Genomic DNA, 23670 nt, shown 5'->3' on the forward strand with positions numbered 1-23670 from the left:
AAGAGCAAACTGGAAATTCACAAGGCGTTCGCCAGTTCCCTCGGGAACTGGTAATTCAGTCAAAACTGCCTTCAAAAAATACTATACGAGGAGGGATGAGTGTGAGAGAAACCTGTGTTCCAACGGGCGTGGCGCTAAAAGATACCGGCTTTGGATATACGCTGTCCCTGGTCAACGGTAAATATAAAATGGTTATTCTGTATTGGCTGTCTGAAAACAAGGTGATGCGACATAATGAGCTGAAGCGAAGAATTGGTACCATTTCCCACAAAACATTGAGTGTCATGCTTAAGGAGTTGGAGGAACATGATCTGATTCTACGCAAAGAATATCCCCAAATTCCGCCCAAAGTGGAATATTCGTTATCGGAACGGGGACAATCATTGATGCCGCTGTTAGATATGATGTGTGATTGGGGAGAAGCCAATATGGCTTCTGCCCCGGGGTTAATGCAAGGCTAACGATCAGGTTGTGAGATTAAAAAATCAAAAAAAGCAGTATCTTCCTGTATCGGAGATACTGCTTTTTGATCTGCTTGGAGTGAGTGTTATAGGTTATCTATGAAACGTAAATAGTTTTGTGCGCTTTGTTCCAATTCATTTGGCGTAGTCTCATGTTCTGCCCCATAGAAGGCAAAGAATGGTCGATAATCAGCATCGCAGTAATAGAAGGTCGTCTCAAAAGGAGTTAACAGTTGTTCAAGGGTATAGCGGTATTTACCCTCTTCCGTGTAGTCGGCCTCTTTGATTCCGGCAGATACGGCCAAGGCGACCTTGCGCTGCTGTAATTTGTCTCCCTTGGAGCCATAAGCCCAGCCATACGTAAACACTTCATCCAGCCATTGTTTAAGGAGAGGCGGGCTGCTAAACCAATAGAACGGAAATTGCAGGACCAGATGGTCATGACTTTCAATGAGCTGCTGTTCTTGCTGTACATCAATACGTCCATCGGGGTAAACTTTATAAAGCTCATGTACCGTATATTTTTCCGGATATTGTTGGAGTTCTTCTATCCACCGTTTGTTGATGACCGACGTTTCCAGGTTGGGATGTGCTACGATGACAAGTGTTTTCAAATTGTATTCTTCCTCCCTAAGCTCTACTATTTCTTGAGTATAAAGGGAGTACTGCCATGATGTAAGTACGCACTTTTAGTACATGTACTTACCTCAAGGTAAGCACCACCAGTCGTTTTGTATGTTCCATAGAGGCACTCCAAACAGTCATGAATATGGGCATATTGCAAGGAATTACGGAAACATGGGACCGTCTAACAGAGTGTCTAGGCAAGGTTAAGTAATCAAAATAGATATAGCCGCCAGGCTTATGCTTGGCGGCTGTTTGTTGATGTTTAAGTTATAACATGGTGTGCTCGTAATGACGTCATTATTCCTCTTGCACATTATAGAGCACACGGGCAAGCAGGTTCTGCCCGTAATTGCCAAAATTTTTGCCGAAAATCGTCAATCCCCGTTTGTTCACTGGTTCGTCCGTTACAGCAATTCGAAAGTGGATATCGCTTTTGTAATCCAGGCCAATCTGGTCCAGAGTAACATCGGAGATGCGGCATCCATCAATATAGCTGCCCTCTTGGGTGATGCGGATCAGCTTCAGCATCCCGTATTGATTCAGATGCGGCGGCCACCAGTCTGGATTGAACGTACCCCGGGTATTGCCAAAATCTCCTGGACTCGTCCAACAGCCAATCTCGATGCCGTTGACGTAGAAATAAATATCCGAAGGGTAGTTATCGCAAAAACCTGGCGCTTCTGAACCCAATTCCATGGACAACTGGATTTCGCTGAACGTCTGGTTAGGCTTAAGGTAGTTGGGAATACGATACTCCAGATAACCTTCGGCCAGCCAAATCATCTCTGCATCAATACGGAGTGGGTCAGCAAAGTAGCGCGGATCATCGAACTCACCGACGATGCTGTCTCGGGTGGCGAGACCACATGTAGGAGCTGCCTGATAATCGCTATAATGACCTACCTGAATTTCAACCTCGTATCGGTTAAAAATCTCCTGTGAACGCAGGTCTACCATTAGTTTTTCCTCATTGAGATAACAAATCTTCTGAATTCCATGTTTGCCAACCGCAGTATTGATTTCAATCAGACCGCTTTCTTCCAATTTCTTAATATGCATTGTAATGGCGCCATTGCTGAGCCCCAGTTTGGTTGCGAGATCATTGAGGTTAAGACTCTGGTTCTTGGCAAGCAACTCAATAATCTGAATTCGGATTTCCGAACTGAGTGCCTTGAAAATATTAACGCCAGACATCAGATCTTTAATATAAATCATAGGTGGTTTTCCTTTCCACGTTCTGAACAAAGCCTTTCTGATCCAGGCTTCTGCACATTTATATGGTTTGTTTTAGATAATTATAAATGATTACCCGAAGGAAGGGAAGGGCGGAGAAAAGGATGCCAAATCCCTTGTATACATAGCATAAATGAGTGTATTATTCATAAAATGTTGAATATTTACTTTAAAAAATAACTTGAATCATTTCATATATATTTGAAATATACCATTGAAATGTAATGTAACCGCTTTTATAATCCTAGTATACCTAAATTGTTTTAATACTTCATGAACCAAATTGACTATTTGATCAGGAGAGGTGGAATTCGATTTGGAAAAGTTCAAAGGCATGACAGGATTCAGGAAGAAACGTTGGGCTTTACCTGCACTGCTTGTACTTGTTTTGCTACTGGCGGGTCAGTCTCGGGCATTCGCAGCATTTTGGAATCTGACCGGAGATATTGCCGTCCACGATCCATCCATCATCAAAGAAGGCAGCTCATGGTATACCTTCTCAACCGGTGCTGGCATTCAGGTGCTGAAATCGGATAATGGGACCTCATGGTACCGCGTTCCGCAAATTTTTCTGAGCAAGCCATCCTGGTGGGCCTCGGCCGTTCCGGGTCAGAGCGGTCTGGATGTATGGGCACCTGACGTTGAGCAGTACAACGGAAAAGTGTGGCTGTATTATTCCATCTCTACCTTTGGCTCCAACAGATCGGCAATCGGCCTTGCGTCTGCAACCAGCATTGGAGCAGGTCAGTGGAAGGATGAGGGGCTGGTACTTCAAACGACAACCGCCAACGATTATAACGCTATTGATCCGAATCTGGTCATCGATGCTTCAGGCAACCCGTGGCTTGCTTTCGGTTCTTTCTGGAGCGGCTTAAAGATTGTGAAGCTCGACAAAACCACGATGAAACCGACCGGAAGCATATCCTCCATAGCGGCGCGTCCGAATAATGGCGGGGCCATCGAAGCACCGAGTATTGTGTACCGTAACGGTTATTATTATTTGTTTGCCTCGATTGATTCCTGCTGCCAGGGCGTGAATAGCACGTACAAAATGGTCTATGGACGTTCAACGAGTATTACAGGTCCGTATGTGGACAAAAACGGTGTGAACATGTTGAATGGCGGTGGAACCCTGTTGGATTCGGGGAATGTCAAGTGGAAGGGACCGGGCGGTCAGGATGTGTATAACGGTAATGTGATTGCGCGCCATGCCTATGATGCTGAGGATAATGGCAATCCGAAATTGCTAATTAACGACTTGCTGTGGGATTCCAGCGGATGGCCAACATACTGATTTTGTTTTAAATAAATATGAAATGTTTTAATAAAGTATTGACTAAAGTGATCTGGATTTGATAAATTTAACAACAGAAATCTTATTTTATCTACTTGAATACGGTTACAAATCCAGATCAGGAGGGGTTCAGATGGTAAAGAAAAAGAGTTTGGTCACACTTGTGCTTCTAATGCTTGTAAGCGCAATCGTGTTTGCAGGCTGCGGTGGCAGCAGTGGTTCAAGCGGAGACAAGGAATTGACATTTATGTTCCGGGGCGGCACGGATGAACAGAAGGCATATCAAGCCGTTGTTAAGAAATTTGAAGAAGAGCATCCAGGTGTCAAAGTCAAAATTATCGTAACAGCTGCGGATCAATACGCAACCAAATTGAGAGCTGCCATTACAGGCAACAGCTTGCCGGACGTGTTCTATTTTAACCCTGGCGATATAAAAGCCTATGTGAACAGCAATGTGTTGATGAATCTGACACCTTACGTTGAAAATAATGCGGATGTAGATCTGGATAACATCTGGAAATATGGTGTGGATCTGTATCGCTATGATGGCAAAATGGCAGGTCAGGGCGATCTCTACGGCATGCCGAAAGATCTGGGTCCGTTTGCACTTGGTTATAACAAGACATTATTTGAAAAAGAAGGCATCCCATTCCCTGATAAGGACAAGCCTTACACATGGGATGAGTTCATTAAGGTAAACCAGCAAGCGACCAAGGATACGAATGGAGACGGCAAACCGGACGTATTTGGTACAGGCTTTAACGTACAGTGGGCCTTGCAGTCCTTCGTATGGAGCAATGGTGCAGACTGGTTGGATGATAGCAAAACAAAGGTAACCATTGATGATCCGAAATTCGCGGAAGCACTGCAATTCTTTGCGGACATGCAAAATAAATACAAAATCACGCCTTCTATTGAGGAAGCGCAAACATTGGATACGTACCAACGCTGGATGAAAGGAGAAATGGCTTTCTTCCCAGTAGGTCCGTGGGATATGAGTACATTCGAGAAACTGCCTTTCGAATATGATTTGCTGCCTTTCCCTGCGGGCTCTACGGGTAAATCCGCAACGTGGATCGGTTCACTGGGTATCGGTGTATCGGCCAAAACGAAATATCCGGAAGAGGCCGCAGCATTAGTTAATTACCTCACAGCTTCCCAGGAAGGCATGCAGCAGTTGGTAGATGCCAAAGTACAAATTCCGAATCTGCTCGATATGGCTGACGAATGGGCCAAAGATACATCAACGAAACCAGCCAACAAACAAGAATTCATTGATATCGTAGAAGATTATGGCCGTTCTCTTCCAGGGAACTACACGTACAATGCGGAATGGTATGACCTGTTCTTCACCGACATTCAGCCGGTATTGGATGGCAAAATTACAGCCGCAGAATATGTGAAGCAGCAGCAGCCGAAAATGCAGAAGCTGTTGGACAAAGCGGTAGAGCAAGAGAAGAAATCTCAGAAATAAGCAGGTTGCAACATGCTGAAATAATGTGGCTGGAAAGATTGAAGAGTAGGTTCTAGAGAGAAGCAGCTTACGCTAAATGGATAGAGTAGTTAATTCCGTTTTCAAAAAAGGCGGTGCCAGCAGCCTGCTATCACGCTGCTGGCATCATTTTGGATTCCATACGGGCATGTTGCATGAATTGATCAAACAAGCAGGCATCCATCGATTCATGCAACATGCTGATATTAGAAACAGGGGTGAGCGCAGTGATTACAAAATCTAGTTTGTATCGCAAAGAGAGGCTGTACGGATATTTGTTTATTTTGCCTCCGGTTCTTGGTTTGCTGATCTTTGTCCTGTTCCCTTTCCTATATTCCTTGTACGGTTCGTTTACGGATTGGGATGGCTTGGGACAGATGAACTTTATCGGTTTAGCCAATTTTAAGGATTTGCTCACGGATGATCTGTTTTACAAAGCCATGTTCAACACCTTTTATCTGATGCTGGGTATCCCCATTGGTTTGTTGCTCGCATTGCTGCTGGCGATGGGTCTGAATCGTAAAATCCCCGGCACAACGACGTTCCGTGTAATCTATTATATTCCGGTCATTTCTTCCCTCGCAGCGGTGTCCATCATGTGGAACTGGGCGTACAACGGGGATTACGGATTAGTGAACCAATTCCTGGATCTATTCGGTATTGAAGGCCCTAACTGGCTCGCAAACAAAGATACAGTTAAACCGGCCCTGATTATTATGACGGTGTGGAAAGGTCTAGGTTATACGATGTTGTTGTATCTGGCTGCACTGCAAAGTGTATCACGTACATATTACGAAGCGGCCGAGCTGGATGGAGCGAACGGATTCCAGATCTTCCGCAACATCACCTGGCCAATGGTGAAGCCGGTTACTTTTTTCCTCGTCGTTACGAATATCATTGGTGGTTCCCAAATCTTCACCGAAATGAACATTATGACGCCTACGGGTGGTCCTGAATACTCATCCGCATCCATTGTCTTCTACATCTGGCAGAAAGCTTTCAGCAACCTGCAAATGGGATATGCTTCTGCGATGGCCATGATTCTTGGTATTTTCATTTTTGTCATTACTTTGGTGCAGTTCAAAATGAACGAAAAATCAGCCTATGATGGGGATTAATGGTCTAGGAAAGGAGTGAACCGGAGATGTCTTACAGTCAAAAGAGGAAACTAACGAACTCTATCATTTTTATCGTTTTGGCACTTGGTGCTATTGCGATGATTGCACCACTGATCTGGATGTTGTCCACTTCCGTGAAGGAGAAGCAGGATGTGTTCGCGCTTCCGCCTGTGTGGATACCTGAAGTGTTCCAATTCGGAAAGTATAAGGAAATCTGGGAAGCAGGTCCGCTACTCAGCGGGATCAAAAACAGCTTGATCGTGGCGGTCAGTGTTACCGTTGTCGGTACGTTTACGTCGAGTATTGCTGCCTTTGCTTTTGCCAAATTGAGATTTCCGCATAAAAACAAACTGTTTCTAGCATTGCTCGCATCGATGATGATTCCATATCCGACAGTCATGATTCCACAATTCATCATGTTCTCGAAGCTGGGCTGGGTGGACACGCTGCTGCCGCTTATCGTTCCAGGTTTATTTGGTAACGTCGTCATGATCTTCTTCCTTCGTCAATACCTGCTTAGTGTGCCTGACGCCATTATTGAAGCAGCGAAAATTGATGGCAGCTCCTATTTCCGACTGTACTCCAGCATTACGTTCCCGCTCATTAAACCGGCGATTGCAGCTCAACTGATTCTCTGGTTCATGGGCATCTGGAACGATTATCTGGCACCGATTATTTATCTGAATTCACCGGAGAAACAGACCTTGCAGCTCGTCATAGCGAACTTTAATGCCACGTATGCGATTCAGACGGATTATCCGCTCATTATGGCAGCATCCATTGTTGCACTGTTGCCGGTATTGATCATCTTCCTGATCTTCCAGAAACAGATTATTGAATCGGTAGCCATCTCTGGAGTGAAAGGATGATTCAGCGGAGAACATTCCGCTGGTGGACGAATTCAGGAAAAGGAGTTGTTGCTTCCATGTTGCTGCTGCTGTTGGTCGGGGTTACAGGCTGTTCTGGAGATGGCGCAGGGGAAGCGGTGTCCCCGCCGGTCTTTCCTGGGGCCCCCCAAGATACTCAATTGTATAACACCTCCATTCTGGACGACGAATCCCGTTGGACGGTAAACAATGCGCATGATCCGGCCATTATCAAAACAGATCAGGGATATTACGTTTATTCCACAGACGTTCGTGTCGCAGGGGAAGCGAAACCAGGCGTCATGGTACGAAAATCGGATGATCTGATCAACTGGTCATGGGTAGGTCAAGCATTGCCGGGCATTCCGAAGGAAGCGCTCGATTGGACAGGGGCGGTAAATCTATGGGCACCGGATGTGATTCAGGCTGGCGACACCTACCGGATGTATTATTCGGCTTCAACCTTTGGCAGTACACGTTCGGCTATTGGTTTGCAGACATCCACGTCCCCGGAAGGCCCATGGACAGATGAAGGGTTGGTTGTTCAAACATCCGAGAATGAAAAGGATAAGTTGAATGCCATTGATGCCAATCCGGTATTGGATGCCGAAGGCAATTCATGGATGGTCTACGGTTCCTTTTTCGATGGGATATACATTGCACCTCTCGATCCGGAAACCGGAAAGTTCAAGGAAGAGGGGTATGGTACCCGCATTGCCGCCCGTGATCGTGCTACGGAAGAAGGAGCGGTGGAGGGTCCATATATTGTGTATAACCCGGAGTTCAAAAAGTATTATCTATTCGTCTCCTATGATTCCTTATTCGAAGATTATAACGTGCGTGTAGCCCGCGCTGATTCCATTACAGGCCCCTACACGGATGTAAATGGCATGAACATGCTGGATACGGAGCATCTGCCTCAATATGAAGTGGGAACCAAAATTCTGGGTGGATACCGCTTCACCGAAGGTGAGGGCTGGGTCGCACCTGGACATAACTCCGTCCTTAAGGATGGCGACGATTATTATATCGTGCATCATGCGAGAGGTGAGACCGATAAAAACTGGCCGTATCTGCATGTGCGTAAAATGCTGTGGACCAAGGACGGCTGGCCTGTGGTGTCACCGGAACGTTATGCAGGTGAGTATGCACAGGACATTCCGAAGTCGATGATCGCCGGGGAGTGGGAAGGCCTGGCTGTTGACCCGTCGGTGGACGGACAGGTGCAGGCAGTGCCTTACACCTTGCAAGCCAATGGCAAATTGAAAAGCGAAAACGGTTCAGGCAAATGGACGTTTGACGGCAATCAAACACTGACGCTGGAGTGGAAAGAAAGCCCGTGGGGCGGAGCTTCCACAGAAGAGCTGAAGCTGCTCCCGTCCTGGGACTGGGAGCGAAGCCAGCCAGCGCTCGTGGTCACTGGCCTGAACGACCGCGGCATTGCCGTCTGGGGCAAGCAGATTAGCGCAGCGGAAAAATAAAGTGCCTTAGATATGGCACGAAGTTACGTGGGGTCGCCCGAGTGAAGCGGTTGGACCGAGCCACACCGATGGCTCGGAGTTTGGATTTGGTTCAGCGAGCGCGGTTAGAGCGAAGCTGTTGCTTTTGAGGTGCACCAACAGCAAAGGGGGAGGAAGGAGCCGAAGGAGCGTCTTTGGCATCCGATTTCAACCGTCAAGAACGGTGGGAAAAAGAAATCGGAGGACAAGAGAGCGACAAGGCCCTGCCACCCCCGGAGCGTCCGCGGTGCATCAAGGGCTGGCCAAGAAAATACGGCCAGCCATGCATTGAGTGGGGAGAGTCGCCCGAGCTAAGCGAGCGACCCCATAGATACAGAGCCACACTGATGGCTCGGAGTTTGGATTTGGTTCAGCGAGCGCGGAAAGAGCGAAGCTGTTGCTTTTGAGGTGCACCAGCAGCAAAGGGGGAGGAAGGAGCCGAAGGAGCGTCTTTGGCATCCGATTTCAACCGCCAAGAGCGGTGGGAAAGGAAATCGGAGGACAAGAGAGCGACAAGGCCCTGCCACCCCCGGAGCGTTCGCGGTTCACCAAGAGCTGGCCAAGAAAATACGGCCAGCCATGCATTGAGTGGGGAGAGTCGCCCGAGCTAAGCGAGCGACCCCATAGATACAGAGCCACACTGATGGCTCGGAGTTTGGATTTGGTTCAGCGAGCGCGGAAAGAGCGAAGCTGTTGCTTTTGAGGTGCACCAGCAGCAAAGGGGGAGGAAGGAGCCGAAGGAGCGTCTTTGGCATCCGATTTCAACCGCCAAGAGCGGTGGGAAAAAGAAATCGGAGGACAAGAGAGCGACAAGGCCCTGCCACCCCCGGAGCGTTCGCGGTGCACCACCAAAATAGTCTTTGCACTGTACCCATCAGCTTTTTCAAATCTTCTCTCCGAGCCATACACACACATTTGAAAGGGGAGCATTCCCATGACTGATTCCATTACATTTACCAATCCCATTCTGGAGCAGCGTGCTGATCCGTGGGTGTACCGTCACACAGATGGCTACTACTATTTCTCTGCTTCCGTTCCAGCCTTTGACCGGATTGAGATTCGGCGTGCACAAACCTTGGAAGAGTTGCGAGATGCTGAGCCGGTAACAGCTTGGCACAAACATGAGACAGGACCGATGAGTGCCAACATTTGGGCACCTGAAATTCATTTTATCGATGGAAAATGGTACATACATTACGCTGCAGCCCATACCAGCGAAACCAATGAGGGCCTTTTCGACCACCGCATGTATGTGCTGGAAAATGACTCGGCCAACCCGCTCGAAGGCGCGTGGGTAGAGAAGGGACAGATTCGGACGCGTTGGGAGACGTTTGCCTTGGATGCAACGACGTTTGAACACAAAGGTATCCGTTATTTGGTCTGGGCGCAAAAGGACCCGGACATTCCGGGCAACTCGAACCTGTACATTGCCGAAATGGAAAATCCGTGGACGCTCCGTGGTGAGCAGGTCATGATTTCTACACCGGAGTATGATTGGGAGATTATCGGCTTCAAGGTGAATGAAGGGGCAGCAGTGTTGCAACGCAATGGGCGGATCTTCATTGGCTACTCGGCGAGTGCGACCGACTATAATTATTGTATGGGTTTGCTCACTGCGGATGAAAATGCCGACTTGCTTGATCCAGCGAGCTGGGTGAAATCGCCTAAGCCGGTATTCCAAACGTGTGAAGCGAATGGTCAATATGGTCCGGGTCACAACAGCTTTACGGTATCACCGGACGGCAAAACAGATATTCTGATCTATCACGCACGAAACTACAAGGACATCGAGGGAGATCCTCTCTATGATCCAAACCGTCACGCCCGCGCGCAGGTTATTCGCTGGAACGAAGATGGCACACCTGACTTTGGAGTCCCTGTTCCAGATGGGAAGGCTGCGGCTGAAGCGAAATAATAATACTGCTAAAGTTTTAATATAGTAAGCCCTTAGTCAGCGAGCCATGCTGATTAGGGGCTTTTACTTATGTACACATTGAGAAGGGAGGCTTGAAGACATAAAGACGGATACGAGGGTCTGCATATTAGCAACCATCCCGTGACCAATGCGTATGAGGAGTATACAATTCACTATACACATAATATTAGGAGGCCATATATGGATTCACGCGAGACATTGGACCGGGAGCTGGAACAGATTTTAAAATGGGAAAAAGGGCAGAAGGACTTGTTTATTTGGGACAAAATTGGACGTTTGCCATTTGCCATGCTGGATAAAGTGATGCCCAAAGCGCTGAAACAGAAGATTGGAGACTCGCTGAACGAAGTTGGTCAGTATGTGCAGAATGGCGGGAAATTTCTCGTTCAGAAAAAGAAGGTGGCTGAGCTGCTCCGCGAGGAAGCGATCCAATCCGGTTATTCCATGAAGGCCGATACCTCTTACGATGAACAGGATGAAGAGGCAAGAGATACGACGAAAATCCACAGTGTGGAAGGTTTACCGCTTGAAGTATTGGATCGCACTGCTGATAACATTACGGACAGTCGAACGAGGTTTGCTGCTGCACAAGGGGCCGCAACAGGTATCGGCGGCATTGTAACGATTGCGGCGGATATTCCGATGGTGATGGGGCTTTCCCTGAAGGTGCTGCAGGAGATGGCGCTATGCTACGGATATGATCCCGACGAACCCCGAGAGCGCATATTTATCGTCAAATGTCTGCAATTCTCCTCTGCCGATATTGTGGGCAAAAAAGCAATAATTGATGAACTCGCCGATTACGATAATCCGGACAAGCAGGTTGAGGTTATCTCTCAGATGCAGGGCTGGCGGGAGGTTTTTAATTCCTACAGTGAATCGTTTGGTTGGAAAAAGCTGTTCCAGCTCATTCCGATTGCCGGCATGGTATTCGGTTCGGTTAGCAACAAAAATACGATTCGTGATGTTGCCGAAGCCGGAAAAATGCTGTACAAAAAACGGCTGATTCTTCAGCGCCTTTCGCAATGATGTCTATTCACAAAAATGGCTATGTGACCACAGCCTCTCAGTTCTGTTTCTGACGCTAACGAATCGAGGGCACCCTATTATGGCGTATAGAAGGATGCGCTGATTCTAAGGAATCTCACCATCGCTATTTGCATGATAATCATACTAAATGATACGAAAACACTCAAAACAAGAGGAATAAGGCGTCTGTGATTCGTTACATTGGCGAATGGTCAGAAATGATGCTATTAAAGAGCGATGGATTCGTTATACACATGTGATCCTACTGTATTCAATAATTTCTCATCCTCAGTTGCTGCTGTGCTGCTCTTGTTGGCTGAACACCCTTGTCATGAAGTAGGGCACCGCGTGCTGGAAGCTGCACATGGTTGACGCTAACGCTGACAAAACAAAAACGGGATAAAGCCCTAAGGTAAAGGCTTCATCCCGTTTGCACATGCAAGTATTAATCCGAGGTTGGTTAACCATCTAACGTTACTTTTCAATAGGCTGTCTTAACAGCGTACTTTTGTTTCATTGTGTATTGGAGCTTATGTTGTATAGGATCTGTTATTCTTCGCTACCGTTCTCTTCAGCCCAGCGGTTCAGCAACTTATCCGATGGAAGCAGGAAGGTGAAGATACCGATCAGTGGCAGGAAGCTGCACATCTGCATAACTGGAGATACGCCGAACACGTCGATCCAGTTCCCCAGCACGAGTGCGCCCAGACCGCCCATACCAAATGCCAGACCCGTAATCAGACCGGAGACGGTTCCGATTTTGCCGGGAATCAGCATTTGCGCATATACAACGGTCACCGAGAAGCTGGACAACATGATGAACCCAATAATGCTCAGCAATACAGCTGTCCAGAACAGGTTGGCGTAAGGCAACAGCAGCGCCAGTGGAGCGGCTCCGGCCATCGACAGGAAGATCATGTTGCGTTTACCGAAGCGGTCTGCCAGTGGACCGCCAAAGAACGTACCCAGAGCCCCTGCTGCCAGGAACAGGAAGATATAGATCTGCGCGTCCTCTGTGGACAAGTTGAAGGTATCCTTCAGGTTAAACGCATAGAAGCTGCCGATCGAAGCGATATACCACGAACGGACAAAGACGAGCAGAATCAAAATGGTTATGGCAGCAGCAATCTTTTTACGTAATGCCGGATTGGGTGCACGACGGGCTGCTGCCTGTCTACGCAAATACCCTCCTGATTGCAGCATGCGTCCATACCAGCGAGCGACATAGATTTGAACTGCGATCCCCGCAGCAGCAATGCCCGTGAATCCGATGGCACCGAACAACCCAAACGGGATGAAAACCCATCTGGTGAGCAATGGAGCCAGAGACTGACCCGCGTTACCACCCACCTGGAAGATCGACTGAGCCAGACCCCGACGAGGCCCTGCGGCCATATGGGATACTCGTGAACCTTCTGGATGGAACGCCGCCGAACCGAGACCGACAAAGATGACGGAGATTAGGACAGCCATATAACTGTCGGCGAAGGCAAGCAATAGCATACCTGTGAACGTAAAGCCCATGCCGATGGGCAGAATGGAAGGTGTCGGTTTTTTATCAGCAAACCAGCCTACAACAGGCTGCATAATGGAAGCAGTAAAGTTAATAGCAAACGAAATCCACCCAATCTGCGTATATGTGAGATGCATGGAGTCTTTCAGAATTGGAAAAATAGCCGGAATGACGGATTGAATCGAATCGTTGAACAAATGGACCAGACTGATGGCAATTAAGATCCGGTAAACGGTACCTTGAGCATCCAATCCGGGTGGAGCTTTCGAACGCGCAGCGGCGTCTTTGGATAATGAATTTTGCATGGACATGAACAGTTCTCCTTTGGTCGCGGTCACGAGGGATCAGCGCCTGATGATGTGATGTGCCTAAGCATATTGTTACATAATAGGACAGATTTGAAAGGTCGACAAGGGGAACAGGTGAAATTAACATTCTCTTTATAATGTAAACTATGGATATACTTCAAAGAATCTACTATTAAAGTTCTACTAAATCAGAAATGATAAAGGACTGATCCATATGAAATCGCTATCACCATATGTTCTTGCCTAGCACAATCCAGACGATTGGTTGCAAACGCTCACTTTCCATACTAAAAAACAAAAGCCGAACTTCTTCAGATAGAAGATTTCGGCATTTGTGTGTTCTATGATTTTATTTTATACAAAGCATAATTGGTGTATCTAGCCAATTAACGATTATCTATCGTCTCTGGATACATATCATGATTCATCATGCGGTGCTCGGCCATTTGCTCATACTTCGTGCCCGGTTTGCCGTAGTTGGTGTATGGGTCGATGGAAATGCCGCCGCGTGGCGTGAATTTGCCCCATACTTCAATGAAGCGTGGGTCCATCAGCTTGATTAGGTCGTTCATGATGATGTTCACGCAATCCTCGTGGAAATCACCATGGTTGCGGAAGCTGAACAGGTAGAGCTTAAGAGACTTGCTCTCTACCATTTTCACATCAGGGATGTAGCTGATATAAATGGTTGCAAAGTCCGGCTGACCCGTGATCGGGCATAGGCTGGTGAACTCCGGGCAGTTGAATTTGACAAAATAATCCCGGTACGGGTGTTTGTTATCGAAGTTTTCCAGAATTCCCGGATCATATTCAAACGTATATTTTACGCCCTGGTTACCCAGCAACGTTAGATCTTGCATTTCATCAGGTTGTCTCATGGATTCGTAAACGCTCCTTATTTCCGGCGACGCACGAAGCTGACCGGTATATATGATAGGCCATCTTAGCCTTAGTATGTTCCCAAAATTACATCATGCCGCCCATTATTCCATCCAAATAGCCCATCAGACGCCGCGTTTGTTGCCCCAAACAAGGGTATGCAGCTGTGGCAGCACACGAACGTCGTTCAGATCATCGGATGCACTGACTTGATCAATCAGCCACTCATAACGGGCAAGCAGCGAAGTCGCCAGATCTGGCGTATCAGCAGAAGTGACATCCGGGTTCCCGGTCTGCAAAAATAAATCGGTGCCCGGATACCGTGCATGCACACGGCGGGCATAGTCCAAGTCTGCTCCATCGAAAATTACGATCTTCAGACTGTGGCTTCGTTCCACCGGACGAGCAGCCAGTCGGTGGATCAGATCATCCAGCACAGCCCAGTCAGTGTTCATGCCTGAGCTGGGAGGCTTGGGCGAGACGGTGACTTCGTCAATGTCCGCCAGCCAAGACTGCCAACGGGAGCCCTGCGTTTCTACCGCGGTGCGGATGCCGTTCTCCCGAAGCAGCTTAACCAATCCGCCCAGCGATGCGAGCAGCGCTGGGTTGCCGCCTGAGATCGTCACATGGGAGAAGCGTGAGCCGCCAACGCGGCGCAATTCCTCCCACACGTCCTCCGGCGTAATCATCCGGATCAGATCCTTGCCACTGCCGTCCCAAGTAAAGGCCGAGTCACACCAGGAGCAGCGATAATCGCAGCCCGCGGTGCGGACGAACATCGTTTTCTGTCCAATAACCATGCCTTCACCTTGAACCGTAGGGCCAAAGATCTCCATCACAGGAATACGAGCCTCTTTGCTACGTTCCACGCTACTCATCGATCATCCACTCCCGTCTGGCCTCAGCGTAACTGGTCGGCGTCTCGTATAAGCGGACAAACTCTGTTCGACCACCCTCGGTCAGTGCGGAATACGGTTCGGTCTGCAAGGCATGTTCCATCTGCTCGAACAACCAGACGACCATATTTTCAGCAGTTGTGTTCATGAGAGGAAGGGTTTCGTTCAAATACTGATGATCCAGATACCCTTCAATTTGTGTTTTCCATATCTCCTTGATATGTCCAAAATCAACCGTCAACCCGGTCTCACCTGGATAACCGCTAATGCCAAAAACAACTTTATACGTATGCCCGTGCAAGTTCTTGCACTTGCCTTCATAACAATGCAGGTGATGTGCCGCGTCAAACGTAAACTCCTTGCTGACAAGCACACGTTTGCGATGATAGCGAAGCTGTGCAGGCAGGATATCTTCTCCAATCCGCTGCAACCGCTCCACAATACGAAATGTTCCCGGTTCTCTCATCGTACGTCCGCTCCCGCACTTCCAACAGTAGCAGAATCAGTGCGTTGCTCCAGATAGCGATCCAGTCCGGCTTTGCGCAGTTTGCAGGCAGGACATTCTCCGCAGCCATCGCCGATAATCCCGTTATAACAGGTCAGTGTGCGCTCACGTACATAATCAAATGCACCGAGATCATCCGCCATTTTCCATGTTTGGGCTTTGTCCAGCCACATCAGTGGGGTGTGAATGACAAATGGGTAGTCCATCGATAGGTTCAGCGTAACATTCATCGACTTTACAAACGAATCCCGACAATCCGGGTAACCGCTGAAATCCGTTTCGCATACACCTGTAACAAGGTGACGAGCTCCTTTTTGCTTCGCCATAATGGCTGCAAAACTGAGGAACAGCAAATTCCGTCCATCGACAAATGTACTCGGTAGTTCGCCTTCTTCATGTGTAATCTCCACGTCTGTACGGGTAAGTGCATTGGGCGCGAGCTGGTTTAACAAGCTCATGTCCAGTACCGTTTGCTGTACACCCAGATCGCGAGCAATCTCTGCGGCGCATTCAATCTCCAGCTTGTGACGCTGGCCGTAGTCGAAGGTAACCACCTCTACTTCGGCAAATTGCTGTTTGGCCCAGAACAAACAAGTTGTACTGTCCTGACCGCCGCTGAATACAACGACTGCTTTTTCTTCGTTCAACATAAAAAAACCTCTCCATCTTCTTAAAATCAATCCATGCACATAGGCACAGAGTGTCGGAAGAACAGAGAAGTTCATGAACTGGCATCCATCAAAAAACACACCTTCTCGTAGGCTGCTTCAAAAAAAGCAGGCACGATCTAGTGTCCTTAGTTTTTTACGTACGTTGTTACCAAAAATGTACGTAAGACTTATTGACCTTAATGAAGGTCGAGTCTTATAGAGGGAGTTCGCGAACCTCTCCCATGCCATAGGCATGGATTTTCTTCTTCAATTGTCCGGTACAGTATATCACATTTCCAATACGGTAAGCATGCTTTTCATGAGAAACCATTTATAACCGAGCCTAACGTCATCTGGACTTATTTGATTAATACATTTCCAAAAGGAATGACTTCCTTCAGAATGCGCTTAATAAAGCCTTCATCATTCATATCCTGTTCCAGTCTATGATTTTCACGGCCAGCCTGAAAGAGTACAGAGCCATGTCCTGTCATCTTCCAATGGTAGTTCATATGCTGGCTGGCAAGGTTGTTCCCATACACGGTAAGTTCAAGCTGCGCGTTCTCGGGATAGGCGATAATACTGCCTGCATCCACATATAGTGGTGCGGTAGGGTGCAGTTCCTGTTGGCAGACCTGACCTTGCGTCAGCAATCCAATTTTGCCTTTGCCCGAAAACTTCATTTTCACGGCATCCCGAGTGATGAGCATGTTTTTGATTTTCTGAATTTTGGTATGCATCGTGACGCCGTCAGAGTAGAAGAAAAGATGGCGGAAGTCATACAGCAGATCGCTGTTCTCACTCAGTTCAACTTCCTTCATAGTAAACCCAGGCGGCAGGGCGGCCACAAATTGACAAGGCCCGGTAATTTCGGATTTGATCAGCTTTTTTTTGCGATAGATACCCGAAATATTCATGAATTTATCATTGCGACTACTGCTTGGGCCACGAAAAGCGACAATTTGCTGGGGGTGGAGAATATGCAGGCGGTCGTCCTGGATCAACGAGAACGTGACCACTTGTCCGGCTCCGCCAGCCTCGGCATTATTCAGGTGTATGTGCATGCGATTGCTCCTGTTCTTTTATACTCGGCCTGAACGGCGACGCATTCCCCAGCGCATCACCCGAATCAGAATAAAGTATCCCAATATGAGTGAAACGGCTGTGATGATCATCGTTTGAATACGTTTGGCGGTTGCCGTTTTGGCATCCTGATCATTTTGCAGCTTGCTCACCATATCGGTCAGTTTTTCGTTTTGCGCCAGCAGCAGCTCGTTCTGGGCTTTGAAAGCTTCGACATTTGCCTGGGCTTGTCCCAATTGGGCAGAGGTCTGATTCAACTGCTCCAGCGTCTGTTTATAGCTTTCCTGCAAGGCGTTCACTTCTCCAGGAAGCTCGGAGACTCGTTCCCATCCACTATAGATATCGGAGAATATATTGGCATTTGCTGCATTGACTGTAGTAGTCAAAGAAACAGTAAACAATACACATGTGGTGAATAACACCCGAATGAAATAACCCTGAATGGGTTTTGGCATGAATGGCACCTTCTTTCGGTTACATAATCGTTTGCCGATTCCGTCGTCATTTGTTGAAATACGGCTCTTACATTATACGTCAAAACCGGGACAATGGGTTCAAGATGATGTAGTTTTAATTACCCTATATGAGAATAAATCAATACATGTGGATAGCTGTTTAGTTGTTATGGCGTCGGGGTAATAGAAGGACAGGGCAGCACTCCGGACGGTCTTGACCTCATTCTTTGACTTCAGCTCCGGGTGCCTGCTATTCATAATAACGAAATTTGTAATTTAATGAGAGAAAACAATATATCCGATTTTTATGAAGATCGTGAATACAAAGGAGTAGAAACGTATGTACACAACTAAACAAGCTGCAACAACCAAAACAATTATGATTACTGTAAATGGTGAGCCGATCGGGCGTGAATTGATTATCGACAGTATTACTTATGCTCCAATCACAGAACCTGATTCTAGACAAAATTCACACAAAATGGGAATGAATACTTCTACAATTTAAGTTAGGACTTGTCATATAAAAGTGGTCTAAAAGCTTGGCATACTGCCAAGCTTTTTCGTCGTTTATTGTCGTAATTACACGGATTTAGGGACGAGAAACTAATATTATGGAAAAATTTCCTGCGAACATATGTTCCGTGACAATATAGTGTCCATTTACCCTGATAACTTAGAAGATAATACATATAAATCGGGGGAGAGACTACCAGTGAACTCAGTCTTTGAAGTATCTTATTCGTGGAATAGAGAGGCCATACCGACAGGGGGAGCCGACCCCGTATATATGATGGTGGAGTGGCGTAACGGAGCCCCTGCCAAAAGACTCAGAAAAATAGCACCCAAAATTGTGTCGAGAGACTTGGAACTTTTGCTCAAACCGGAATTTGGAATTCAGCTCAAGGGTATCTATGGCTGTCGTTCTAAAGAAACGGATATCGGTTGGGTTCTAAGACTGGGAGATGTATACAAGGGAGAGAGTAAACAAATCTTGCTCGAATTCGCCATGGGACCTCGTGTATCGGGGAAAAGTGCCGTATGTTCAGCTTATTGGAGTACGCGAAAGTTGAAACAAAGCCAGAGAGTGCTGCTGCGCAGGGAACAGTTGTATATTCAGTACACCAGTCATCTGGGCATGCTGCGTCAGCCGGAAGATCCCAAGGTAGAGAAGACAATCAAATTAAACGAAACAGTTCCTCTAATTAAGCAAGCTTTGCGCGCTTATGAAAGAGGCCGTACACAAGATGGCAGTGATATGCTGCGTCGTCATGCAGATGCTTTGTTAATTGAAGCGGCTCGCAAACAGGATCTGGATTATTATGCGGAAGCCGAAATTGTGGAGAAACTTCGGCACCATTACGGGATTACATTTAATTCTATAGTTCATAATCGCGGAAAAACGATGTTAGGAGAATAGGGATAAAGAACTAGGGATGTTGGTACGGAAAGGAATGTTTCTACATAAATTTTTGAAGGTGAAGTCAAGGAATAAGTCGAATGTACTAAACAACATAATAATAAAAAAATGGATGGAGTTGTATCGAATTTATTGAAACAACATCGTGGAGGGTCCGGCAAAATGACAGACCGACTGATCCGATTAATGCGCATTATAACTCTTGTGCAGGCCAAGCCGGGTATTCTGGCCCGTGAGCTTGCCGAGCGGTGCGAGACAACGGAAAGGACGATATACCGCGACATGGAGGCCCTCAGTGCAATGCATATCCCCATCGCCAATATGGGACACGGGAGAGGATACATGTTTATCAGCCATTTTGCCATGTATCCGCTGAATTGGTCTGATGAAGAAGCTCAAGCCTTTATGCACCTGGCAGAAGTCATGGAGAATATTCGTCCGTTGCTGAAGCCTGCTTTTGAGAGCGCGTATGAGAAAGTGGTTGCTTCGAGTCAGAAAAACAAAACAGAGCGAGTGGAATGGTCTGAGCAAATTAGCGGGTTGTTCAAAGTAGGTACATCTGCTTGGCAAAATGAAAGTACCGAACTTCTGAATCATTCACTGGTGACGCTGCTTCAGGCCGGAATTTCCCAGAACACTATTGAAGGAGAATATCTGGTTCAAGGCAAAAAGGGGATTGTGCGAATGGACCCCTACTGTCTTATTCCTCGTGAATATCGATTTGATCTGTTGGCATATTGTCATCTGTCAGAAAGATTGAGAATATTTCAAGTGAATCGTTTGCACAGGGTTCGGATTTTGCCACGTACGTTCCGCAAAGATGATTACCTTTTACAATCTCACTTCCGTACGCCACAGGAATTTAGCGGCAGTACGGAGTGGACTGCATTCAAGATCAGATTCTCGCCGCACGCCGTGGAGCGCGTCATGCAGGAGCAGTTTTTTGCACGCCCCATCTTAACGATCGAACCAGAAGGCACACTGTTGTTTGAGGCCATATTGAGTGATGAACAAGGGTTTCTAAGCTGGTTGTCTCAATATGGACCCGATGCCGAAATTCTGGAACCCGAGAAATACCGACTCATGATGAAAGAACGTCTGGAACGTTGGAGGGAGATCTACAACTGAACTTCAGTGCAGATCATGGCTGGTCTGCCTTTTTTTAATTATGCGCTGTATGCAATTATTCTTTGGTCTTGAACAGGTGTGCAAGGTTACCGAAAGGGGAATCTTTCTCGTCATCTTCTGCACTGCTGGAATAGACCACTTTGGATGTGATACCCTCATCATCTGCGGCGCAATTGGTTTCCAGGTTGAATTGATCAAATTGATGCATGAATACCTTGGCTGTATTAATCGCATCATCCAAAGCGCGGTGCTGAGTACCATCAAATTCAATACCGCACAGTTCTAGAGCCTGAGCGAGCCCGAGCTGACGGAACTTTCCTTCTTTGCGCACGGTGCGCGACCATTGCTGCTGAAGATCATTGTGGTTGGTGATCCAGGCTACATCGAGCTGATGCGTGCGACAATGAGAGATCAGTTTGGTGCGGTCATCCGGTCCCCAGGAGCACATGTAATAGGCTTCACTTCCCATCCAGGCAATAAATTGATTCAGCGCTTCCGGAAAAAGAGGGGCTGCGTCGATGTCTTTCTGCGTAATACCCGTAAACTGAATCGTATCGGCGGACAGCACCGATTTATTGGACGGACGAACATAAGTGTGGAACGTATCTGACACGAACAGGCCGTTCTCACCTTCCGTTACTTTCACGGCACCGATATCTATAATTTCAGAAGAGTAACGTGTATTGCGACTTACCGTGAATTCAAGATCGTAAATAATATATGGCATAGGACAAACTCCTTTATCATTTAATACATGGTTTCTATTTCTCTATATTACAGGGAACGCACGGCCATGTCAGCCATCGCTCAGCAATTCATTTTAACGTAAAGCTGGCAACAGTGTGGTTGACAATTTATTGTAAATACACTATGGTGAACAAAATGATAACAGCGATCAACGAGGACACAATTACGTTATCCAGCTTCTACAGAGAGGAAACCACGTAGTGCAAGGTTTCTGCTGCTGTTTCGTTATTCCTACCTCGCGAGCTGCGGAGGAGAAGGCCCGAACGGCCTGTAACCTTCGCCGGATGGGCCCGTTATGCCTTGAAGGACTGTGGCGCGTTCACGTTTGCATCGGTTGCAAACGTAGAACTGCTTTATGGCGAATGCCTTGATGAATTAAATTCAGGTCAGCCGGCAATGTGCAGTTAAATAAGGGTGGTACCACGACACATTCGTCCCTTGACGGATGTGTTTTTTTGCTGTTTATAACCTGATTTACAATAACGATTAGAAGGATAAGGGGTGTGACAAGATGCGTCAAAGTGAAATGCTTGTTCCAACATTACGTGAAGCACCAGCAGAGGCTGATGCAGCAGGGCATCGCTGGTTATTGCGCTCGGGTATGATTCGCCAACTCGCAGCAGGGATATACAGTTACCTGCCCTTGGGACGTCGTATCTTGCTAAATGTCGAACGAATCGTTCGGGAGGAAATGGACCGTGCAGGATGTCAGGAAGTATTGCTGCCAATCATGCAGCCGGCTGAGCTATGGGAAGAATCCGGAAGATATACTCAGTATGGCCCTGAGTTGATGCGTCTGAAGGATCGCCATGCCCGAGAATTCGCCCTGGGACCAACCCATGAAGAGGTTGTGACTGCACTGGCTCGCGACGAGGTTAATTCCTATCGGAAGCTGCCGTTTACACTTTATCAGATTGGAACCAAATTCAGAGATGAACGTCGCCCAAGGTTTGGATTACTGCGTGGACGGGAGTTCATCATGAAGGATGCGTACTCTTTTGCTTCCGATTGGGAAGAGCTGGATCGCACCTATCAGGCCATGAATACGGCGTATTCGCGTATTCTGGAGCGTTGTGGACTGGAATATATTCGAGTGGAAGCCGATGCAGGCACCATTGGTGGTCAGGGGGAGACCCACGAATTCATGGCACTTGCTGATGTGGGAGAAGATACGATCGTAACCTGCAAACATTGTGGATATGCCGCAAATCTGGAGAAGGCGGGATATCAAACTTCTAAATCTTCTGCTAAGAATCCAGGACAAGAGGGAGCTTCTGCTGACCTGAAAACGGTTGATCAAGCTGATGGGAATGCCGAAGGGCACACGTTGGTTCGTATCCAAACTCCTGGAGTGCGTACGATCGATGAGTTAAGCGCCTTTGTGGGCGAGGATGCTCAGCATATGATCAAAACGTTGCTTTATCAGGCCGATGGTCAACTGGTCGCTGCGCTTGTTCGTGGGGATCATGAAGTGAATGATATCGCGCTGAAGCAGGTATTGGGTGCAGAGGAGCTGATTCTGGCTGATGAAACTGCCCTTGCAGGTCATCCGAAATTAACTGTAGGCTTCCTGGGTCCTATTGGACTGGATCTGCCGATTGTAGTAGATGCGGATGTAGCTGCAATGGAATATGCCATTACAGGAGCGAATGAAGTTGATGTACACTATTCGAATGTACGTCCGGGTAAAGATTTTGCTTTGGACAGAGTAGATCGAATCCGTTTCGCTGCTGAAGGTGACGGCTGCCCAACCTGTGGAGAATCGCTTGTATTCACAAAAGGAATAGAAGTCGGGCATATCTTCAAACTGGGAACCAAGTACAGCGACGCTATGGGAGCATCCTTCCTGGATCGCAATGGACGGCAGTGCGCACCTGTAATGGGTTGTTACGGTATCGGTGTGTCTCGTCTGATGGCTGCTATTGCTGAGCAATATGCTGGAGAGGATGGCATCCGTTGGCCAGCAGCCATTGCGCCTTATCATGTACATCTGATTGCCATGAGCTGGAAGGATGAACAGCAACGCGAGCTCACGCTTGAACTGGAACAACAACTAGTAGATGCCGGATACAGTGTACTGATCGATGACCGGGATGAACGGCCAGGGGTGAAGTTCAAGGATTCGGAATTGATTGGGTTGCCTGTCCAGATTGTTATTGGTCGAGGTGCGGCAGAGCGACAAGTAGAGTTTGGCTCGCATGTTCTTGCAGCACAAGGTGAATCCAAACGAATCAGTATGTCGGTACTAGAGGCTGTAAGTCAGGTGAAGGAACAGCTATAGTCCAGAATTAAAAAAAATCCTTATGAAACCATGCTACGTGTCTCTATATAATAGAACGATGTATAATAGGTCCGGATATTATGCGGTAAGAGATGTTTGTGGTTATGTAACGGATTAAAGCGTTAAAAAGAGGGCTATAGTCATGTAAGGATGCAACACTATTTGCGTATTGTCATACCAAATAACTAGAATTTGAAAAATTGTATTCTGTATACAGTCGGTTTGTCCATAAGAGCTTCTGGCGAACCAT

Annotated in this window: 23 protein-coding genes and 1 pseudogene; 14 read left to right on the top strand and 10 right to left on the bottom strand. The window is 47.3% G+C overall.

The genetic code is table 11. The annotated features are described in order from the left end of the window. Positions 1 to 101 precede the first annotated feature (101 nt). Entirely contained in the window at positions 102 to 461 is a 360-nt protein-coding gene (locus BMW94_RS11850) for a winged helix-turn-helix transcriptional regulator (RefSeq protein ID WP_090998515.1), read from the top strand. Between the two features lie 86 nt (positions 462 to 547). Here BMW94_RS11850 and BMW94_RS11855 read toward each other — a convergent pair whose 3' ends face one another. Further along, positions 548 to 1075: an NAD(P)H-dependent oxidoreductase gene (locus BMW94_RS11855; protein ID WP_090998517.1), complete on the bottom strand. Its 528-nt coding sequence runs from the start codon at positions 1073 to 1075 to the stop codon at positions 548 to 550. 125 nt (positions 1076 to 1200) lie between these two features. Between BMW94_RS11855 and BMW94_RS11860 the strand changes: the two are divergent. Further along, positions 1201 to 1299, top strand: a pseudogene (locus tag BMW94_RS11860) (SRPBCC domain-containing protein); the annotation flags it as partial. An 86-nt stretch (positions 1300 to 1385) separates the two neighbouring features. On the opposite strand, the gene BMW94_RS11865 reads toward BMW94_RS11860, so the two are convergent. Beyond that, entirely contained in the window at positions 1386 to 2303 is a 918-nt protein-coding gene (locus BMW94_RS11865) for an ArsR/SmtB family transcription factor (protein WP_090998519.1), read from the bottom strand. A 352-nt stretch (positions 2304 to 2655) separates the two neighbouring features. Between BMW94_RS11865 and BMW94_RS11870 the strand changes: the two genes are divergently transcribed. From BMW94_RS11870 to BMW94_RS11905, 8 genes are all read left to right on the top strand, one after another. Continuing rightward, a complete protein-coding gene (locus BMW94_RS11870) occupies positions 2656 to 3615 on the top strand; it encodes an arabinan endo-1,5-alpha-L-arabinosidase AbnA (RefSeq protein WP_090999059.1) in 960 nt (319 codons plus the stop codon). Positions 3616 to 3748: 133 nt separating this feature from the next. After that, complete coding sequence (locus BMW94_RS11875) at positions 3749 to 5089, top strand: ABC transporter substrate-binding protein (RefSeq protein ID WP_090998521.1); 1341 nt, start codon at positions 3749 to 3751, stop codon at positions 5087 to 5089. Positions 5090 to 5165: 76 nt separating this feature from the next. After that, complete coding sequence (locus BMW94_RS11880; protein ID WP_079695169.1) at positions 5166 to 5351, top strand: hypothetical protein; 186 nt, start codon at positions 5166 to 5168, stop codon at positions 5349 to 5351. Next, positions 5335 to 6225, top strand: a complete 891-nt coding sequence (locus tag BMW94_RS11885) for a carbohydrate ABC transporter permease (RefSeq protein ID WP_062324023.1) — start codon at positions 5335 to 5337, stop codon at positions 6223 to 6225. The genes BMW94_RS11880 and BMW94_RS11885 overlap by 17 nt, the downstream gene beginning before the upstream one ends. Positions 6226 to 6251: 26 nt before the next feature. Further along, the gene (locus tag BMW94_RS11890; RefSeq protein ID WP_076290170.1) at positions 6252 to 7094 is read left to right on the top strand and encodes a carbohydrate ABC transporter permease; all 843 of its coding nucleotides are present in this window, start codon (positions 6252 to 6254) and stop codon (positions 7092 to 7094) included. A gap of 56 nt (positions 7095 to 7150) precedes the next feature. Then, a complete protein-coding gene (locus tag BMW94_RS11895; RefSeq protein ID WP_090999062.1) occupies positions 7151 to 8572 on the top strand; it encodes an arabinan endo-1,5-alpha-L-arabinosidase in 1422 nt (473 codons plus the stop codon). A gap of 952 nt (positions 8573 to 9524) precedes the next feature. Further along, entirely contained in the window at positions 9525 to 10505 is a 981-nt protein-coding gene (locus tag BMW94_RS11900) for a glycoside hydrolase family 43 protein (RefSeq protein WP_090998523.1), read from the top strand. A gap of 201 nt (positions 10506 to 10706) precedes the next feature. Next, positions 10707 to 11555 (top strand): EcsC family protein, encoded by an 849-nt coding sequence (locus BMW94_RS11905; RefSeq protein ID WP_090998527.1) that lies wholly within the window; start codon positions 10707 to 10709, stop codon positions 11553 to 11555. Between the two features lie 549 nt (positions 11556 to 12104). On the opposite strand, the gene BMW94_RS11910 is transcribed toward BMW94_RS11905, so the two are convergent. The 7 genes from BMW94_RS11910 to BMW94_RS11940 all read right to left on the bottom strand — a co-directional run bounded on the left by BMW94_RS11910 (position 12105) and on the right by BMW94_RS11940 (position 17844). Next, positions 12105 to 13373, bottom strand: a complete 1269-nt coding sequence (locus BMW94_RS11910; RefSeq protein WP_090999064.1) for an MFS transporter — start codon at positions 13371 to 13373, stop codon at positions 12105 to 12107. A gap of 389 nt (positions 13374 to 13762) precedes the next feature. Continuing rightward, positions 13763 to 14254: a preQ(1) synthase gene (gene queF / locus BMW94_RS11915; protein WP_063564570.1), complete on the bottom strand. Its 492-nt coding sequence runs from the start codon at positions 14252 to 14254 to the stop codon at positions 13763 to 13765. 126 nt (positions 14255 to 14380) lie between these two features. Then, a complete protein-coding gene (queE, locus tag BMW94_RS11920; RefSeq protein WP_090998528.1) occupies positions 14381 to 15133 on the bottom strand; it encodes a 7-carboxy-7-deazaguanine synthase QueE in 753 nt (250 codons plus the stop codon). After that, a complete protein-coding gene (queD, locus tag BMW94_RS11925) occupies positions 15126 to 15617 on the bottom strand; it encodes a 6-carboxytetrahydropterin synthase QueD (protein ID WP_079695175.1) in 492 nt (163 codons plus the stop codon). Before queD ends, queE begins: the two co-directional genes overlap by 8 nt. Further along, complete coding sequence (gene queC, locus BMW94_RS11930) at positions 15614 to 16303, bottom strand: 7-cyano-7-deazaguanine synthase QueC (protein WP_090999066.1); 690 nt, start codon at positions 16301 to 16303, stop codon at positions 15614 to 15616. Before queC ends, queD begins: the two co-directional genes overlap by 4 nt. A gap of 362 nt (positions 16304 to 16665) precedes the next feature. Further along, positions 16666 to 17370, bottom strand: a complete 705-nt coding sequence (locus tag BMW94_RS11935; protein ID WP_090998530.1) for an AIM24 family protein — start codon at positions 17368 to 17370, stop codon at positions 16666 to 16668. 18 nt (positions 17371 to 17388) lie between these two features. Next, positions 17389 to 17844 (bottom strand): hypothetical protein, encoded by a 456-nt coding sequence (locus BMW94_RS11940; protein ID WP_090998532.1) that lies wholly within the window; start codon positions 17842 to 17844, stop codon positions 17389 to 17391. Positions 17845 to 18184: 340 nt separating this feature from the next. Between BMW94_RS11940 and BMW94_RS30470 the strand changes: the two genes are divergently transcribed. The 3 genes from BMW94_RS30470 to BMW94_RS11950 all read left to right on the top strand — a co-directional run bounded on the left by BMW94_RS30470 (position 18185) and on the right by BMW94_RS11950 (position 20392). Then, a complete protein-coding gene (locus BMW94_RS30470) occupies positions 18185 to 18352 on the top strand; it encodes a hypothetical protein (RefSeq protein ID WP_175480664.1) in 168 nt (55 codons plus the stop codon). Between the two features lie 207 nt (positions 18353 to 18559). After that, positions 18560 to 19264 (top strand): hypothetical protein, encoded by a 705-nt coding sequence (locus tag BMW94_RS11945; RefSeq protein WP_139209335.1) that lies wholly within the window; start codon positions 18560 to 18562, stop codon positions 19262 to 19264. A gap of 162 nt (positions 19265 to 19426) precedes the next feature. Then, positions 19427 to 20392 (top strand): helix-turn-helix transcriptional regulator, encoded by a 966-nt coding sequence (locus tag BMW94_RS11950; RefSeq protein ID WP_090998536.1) that lies wholly within the window; start codon positions 19427 to 19429, stop codon positions 20390 to 20392. Positions 20393 to 20447: 55 nt separating this feature from the next. On the opposite strand, the gene BMW94_RS11955 is transcribed toward BMW94_RS11950, so the two are convergent. Continuing rightward, entirely contained in the window at positions 20448 to 21119 is a 672-nt protein-coding gene (locus BMW94_RS11955; protein ID WP_090998538.1) for a 3'-5' exonuclease, read from the bottom strand. A gap of 531 nt (positions 21120 to 21650) precedes the next feature. Between BMW94_RS11955 and BMW94_RS11960 the strand changes: the two genes are divergently transcribed. Beyond that, positions 21651 to 23420 carry a proline--tRNA ligase gene (locus BMW94_RS11960; protein WP_090998542.1) on the top strand — a complete coding sequence of 590 codons (1770 nt, stop codon included), beginning with the start codon at positions 21651 to 21653 and terminating at the stop codon, positions 23418 to 23420. The last annotated feature ends 250 nt before the right edge of the window (positions 23421 to 23670 follow it).

Origin of the sequence: Paenibacillus sp. OK003, assembly GCF_900109515.1 — a bacterium.
Lineage (GTDB): Bacteria > Bacillota > Bacilli > Paenibacillales > Paenibacillaceae > Paenibacillus > Paenibacillus marchantiae.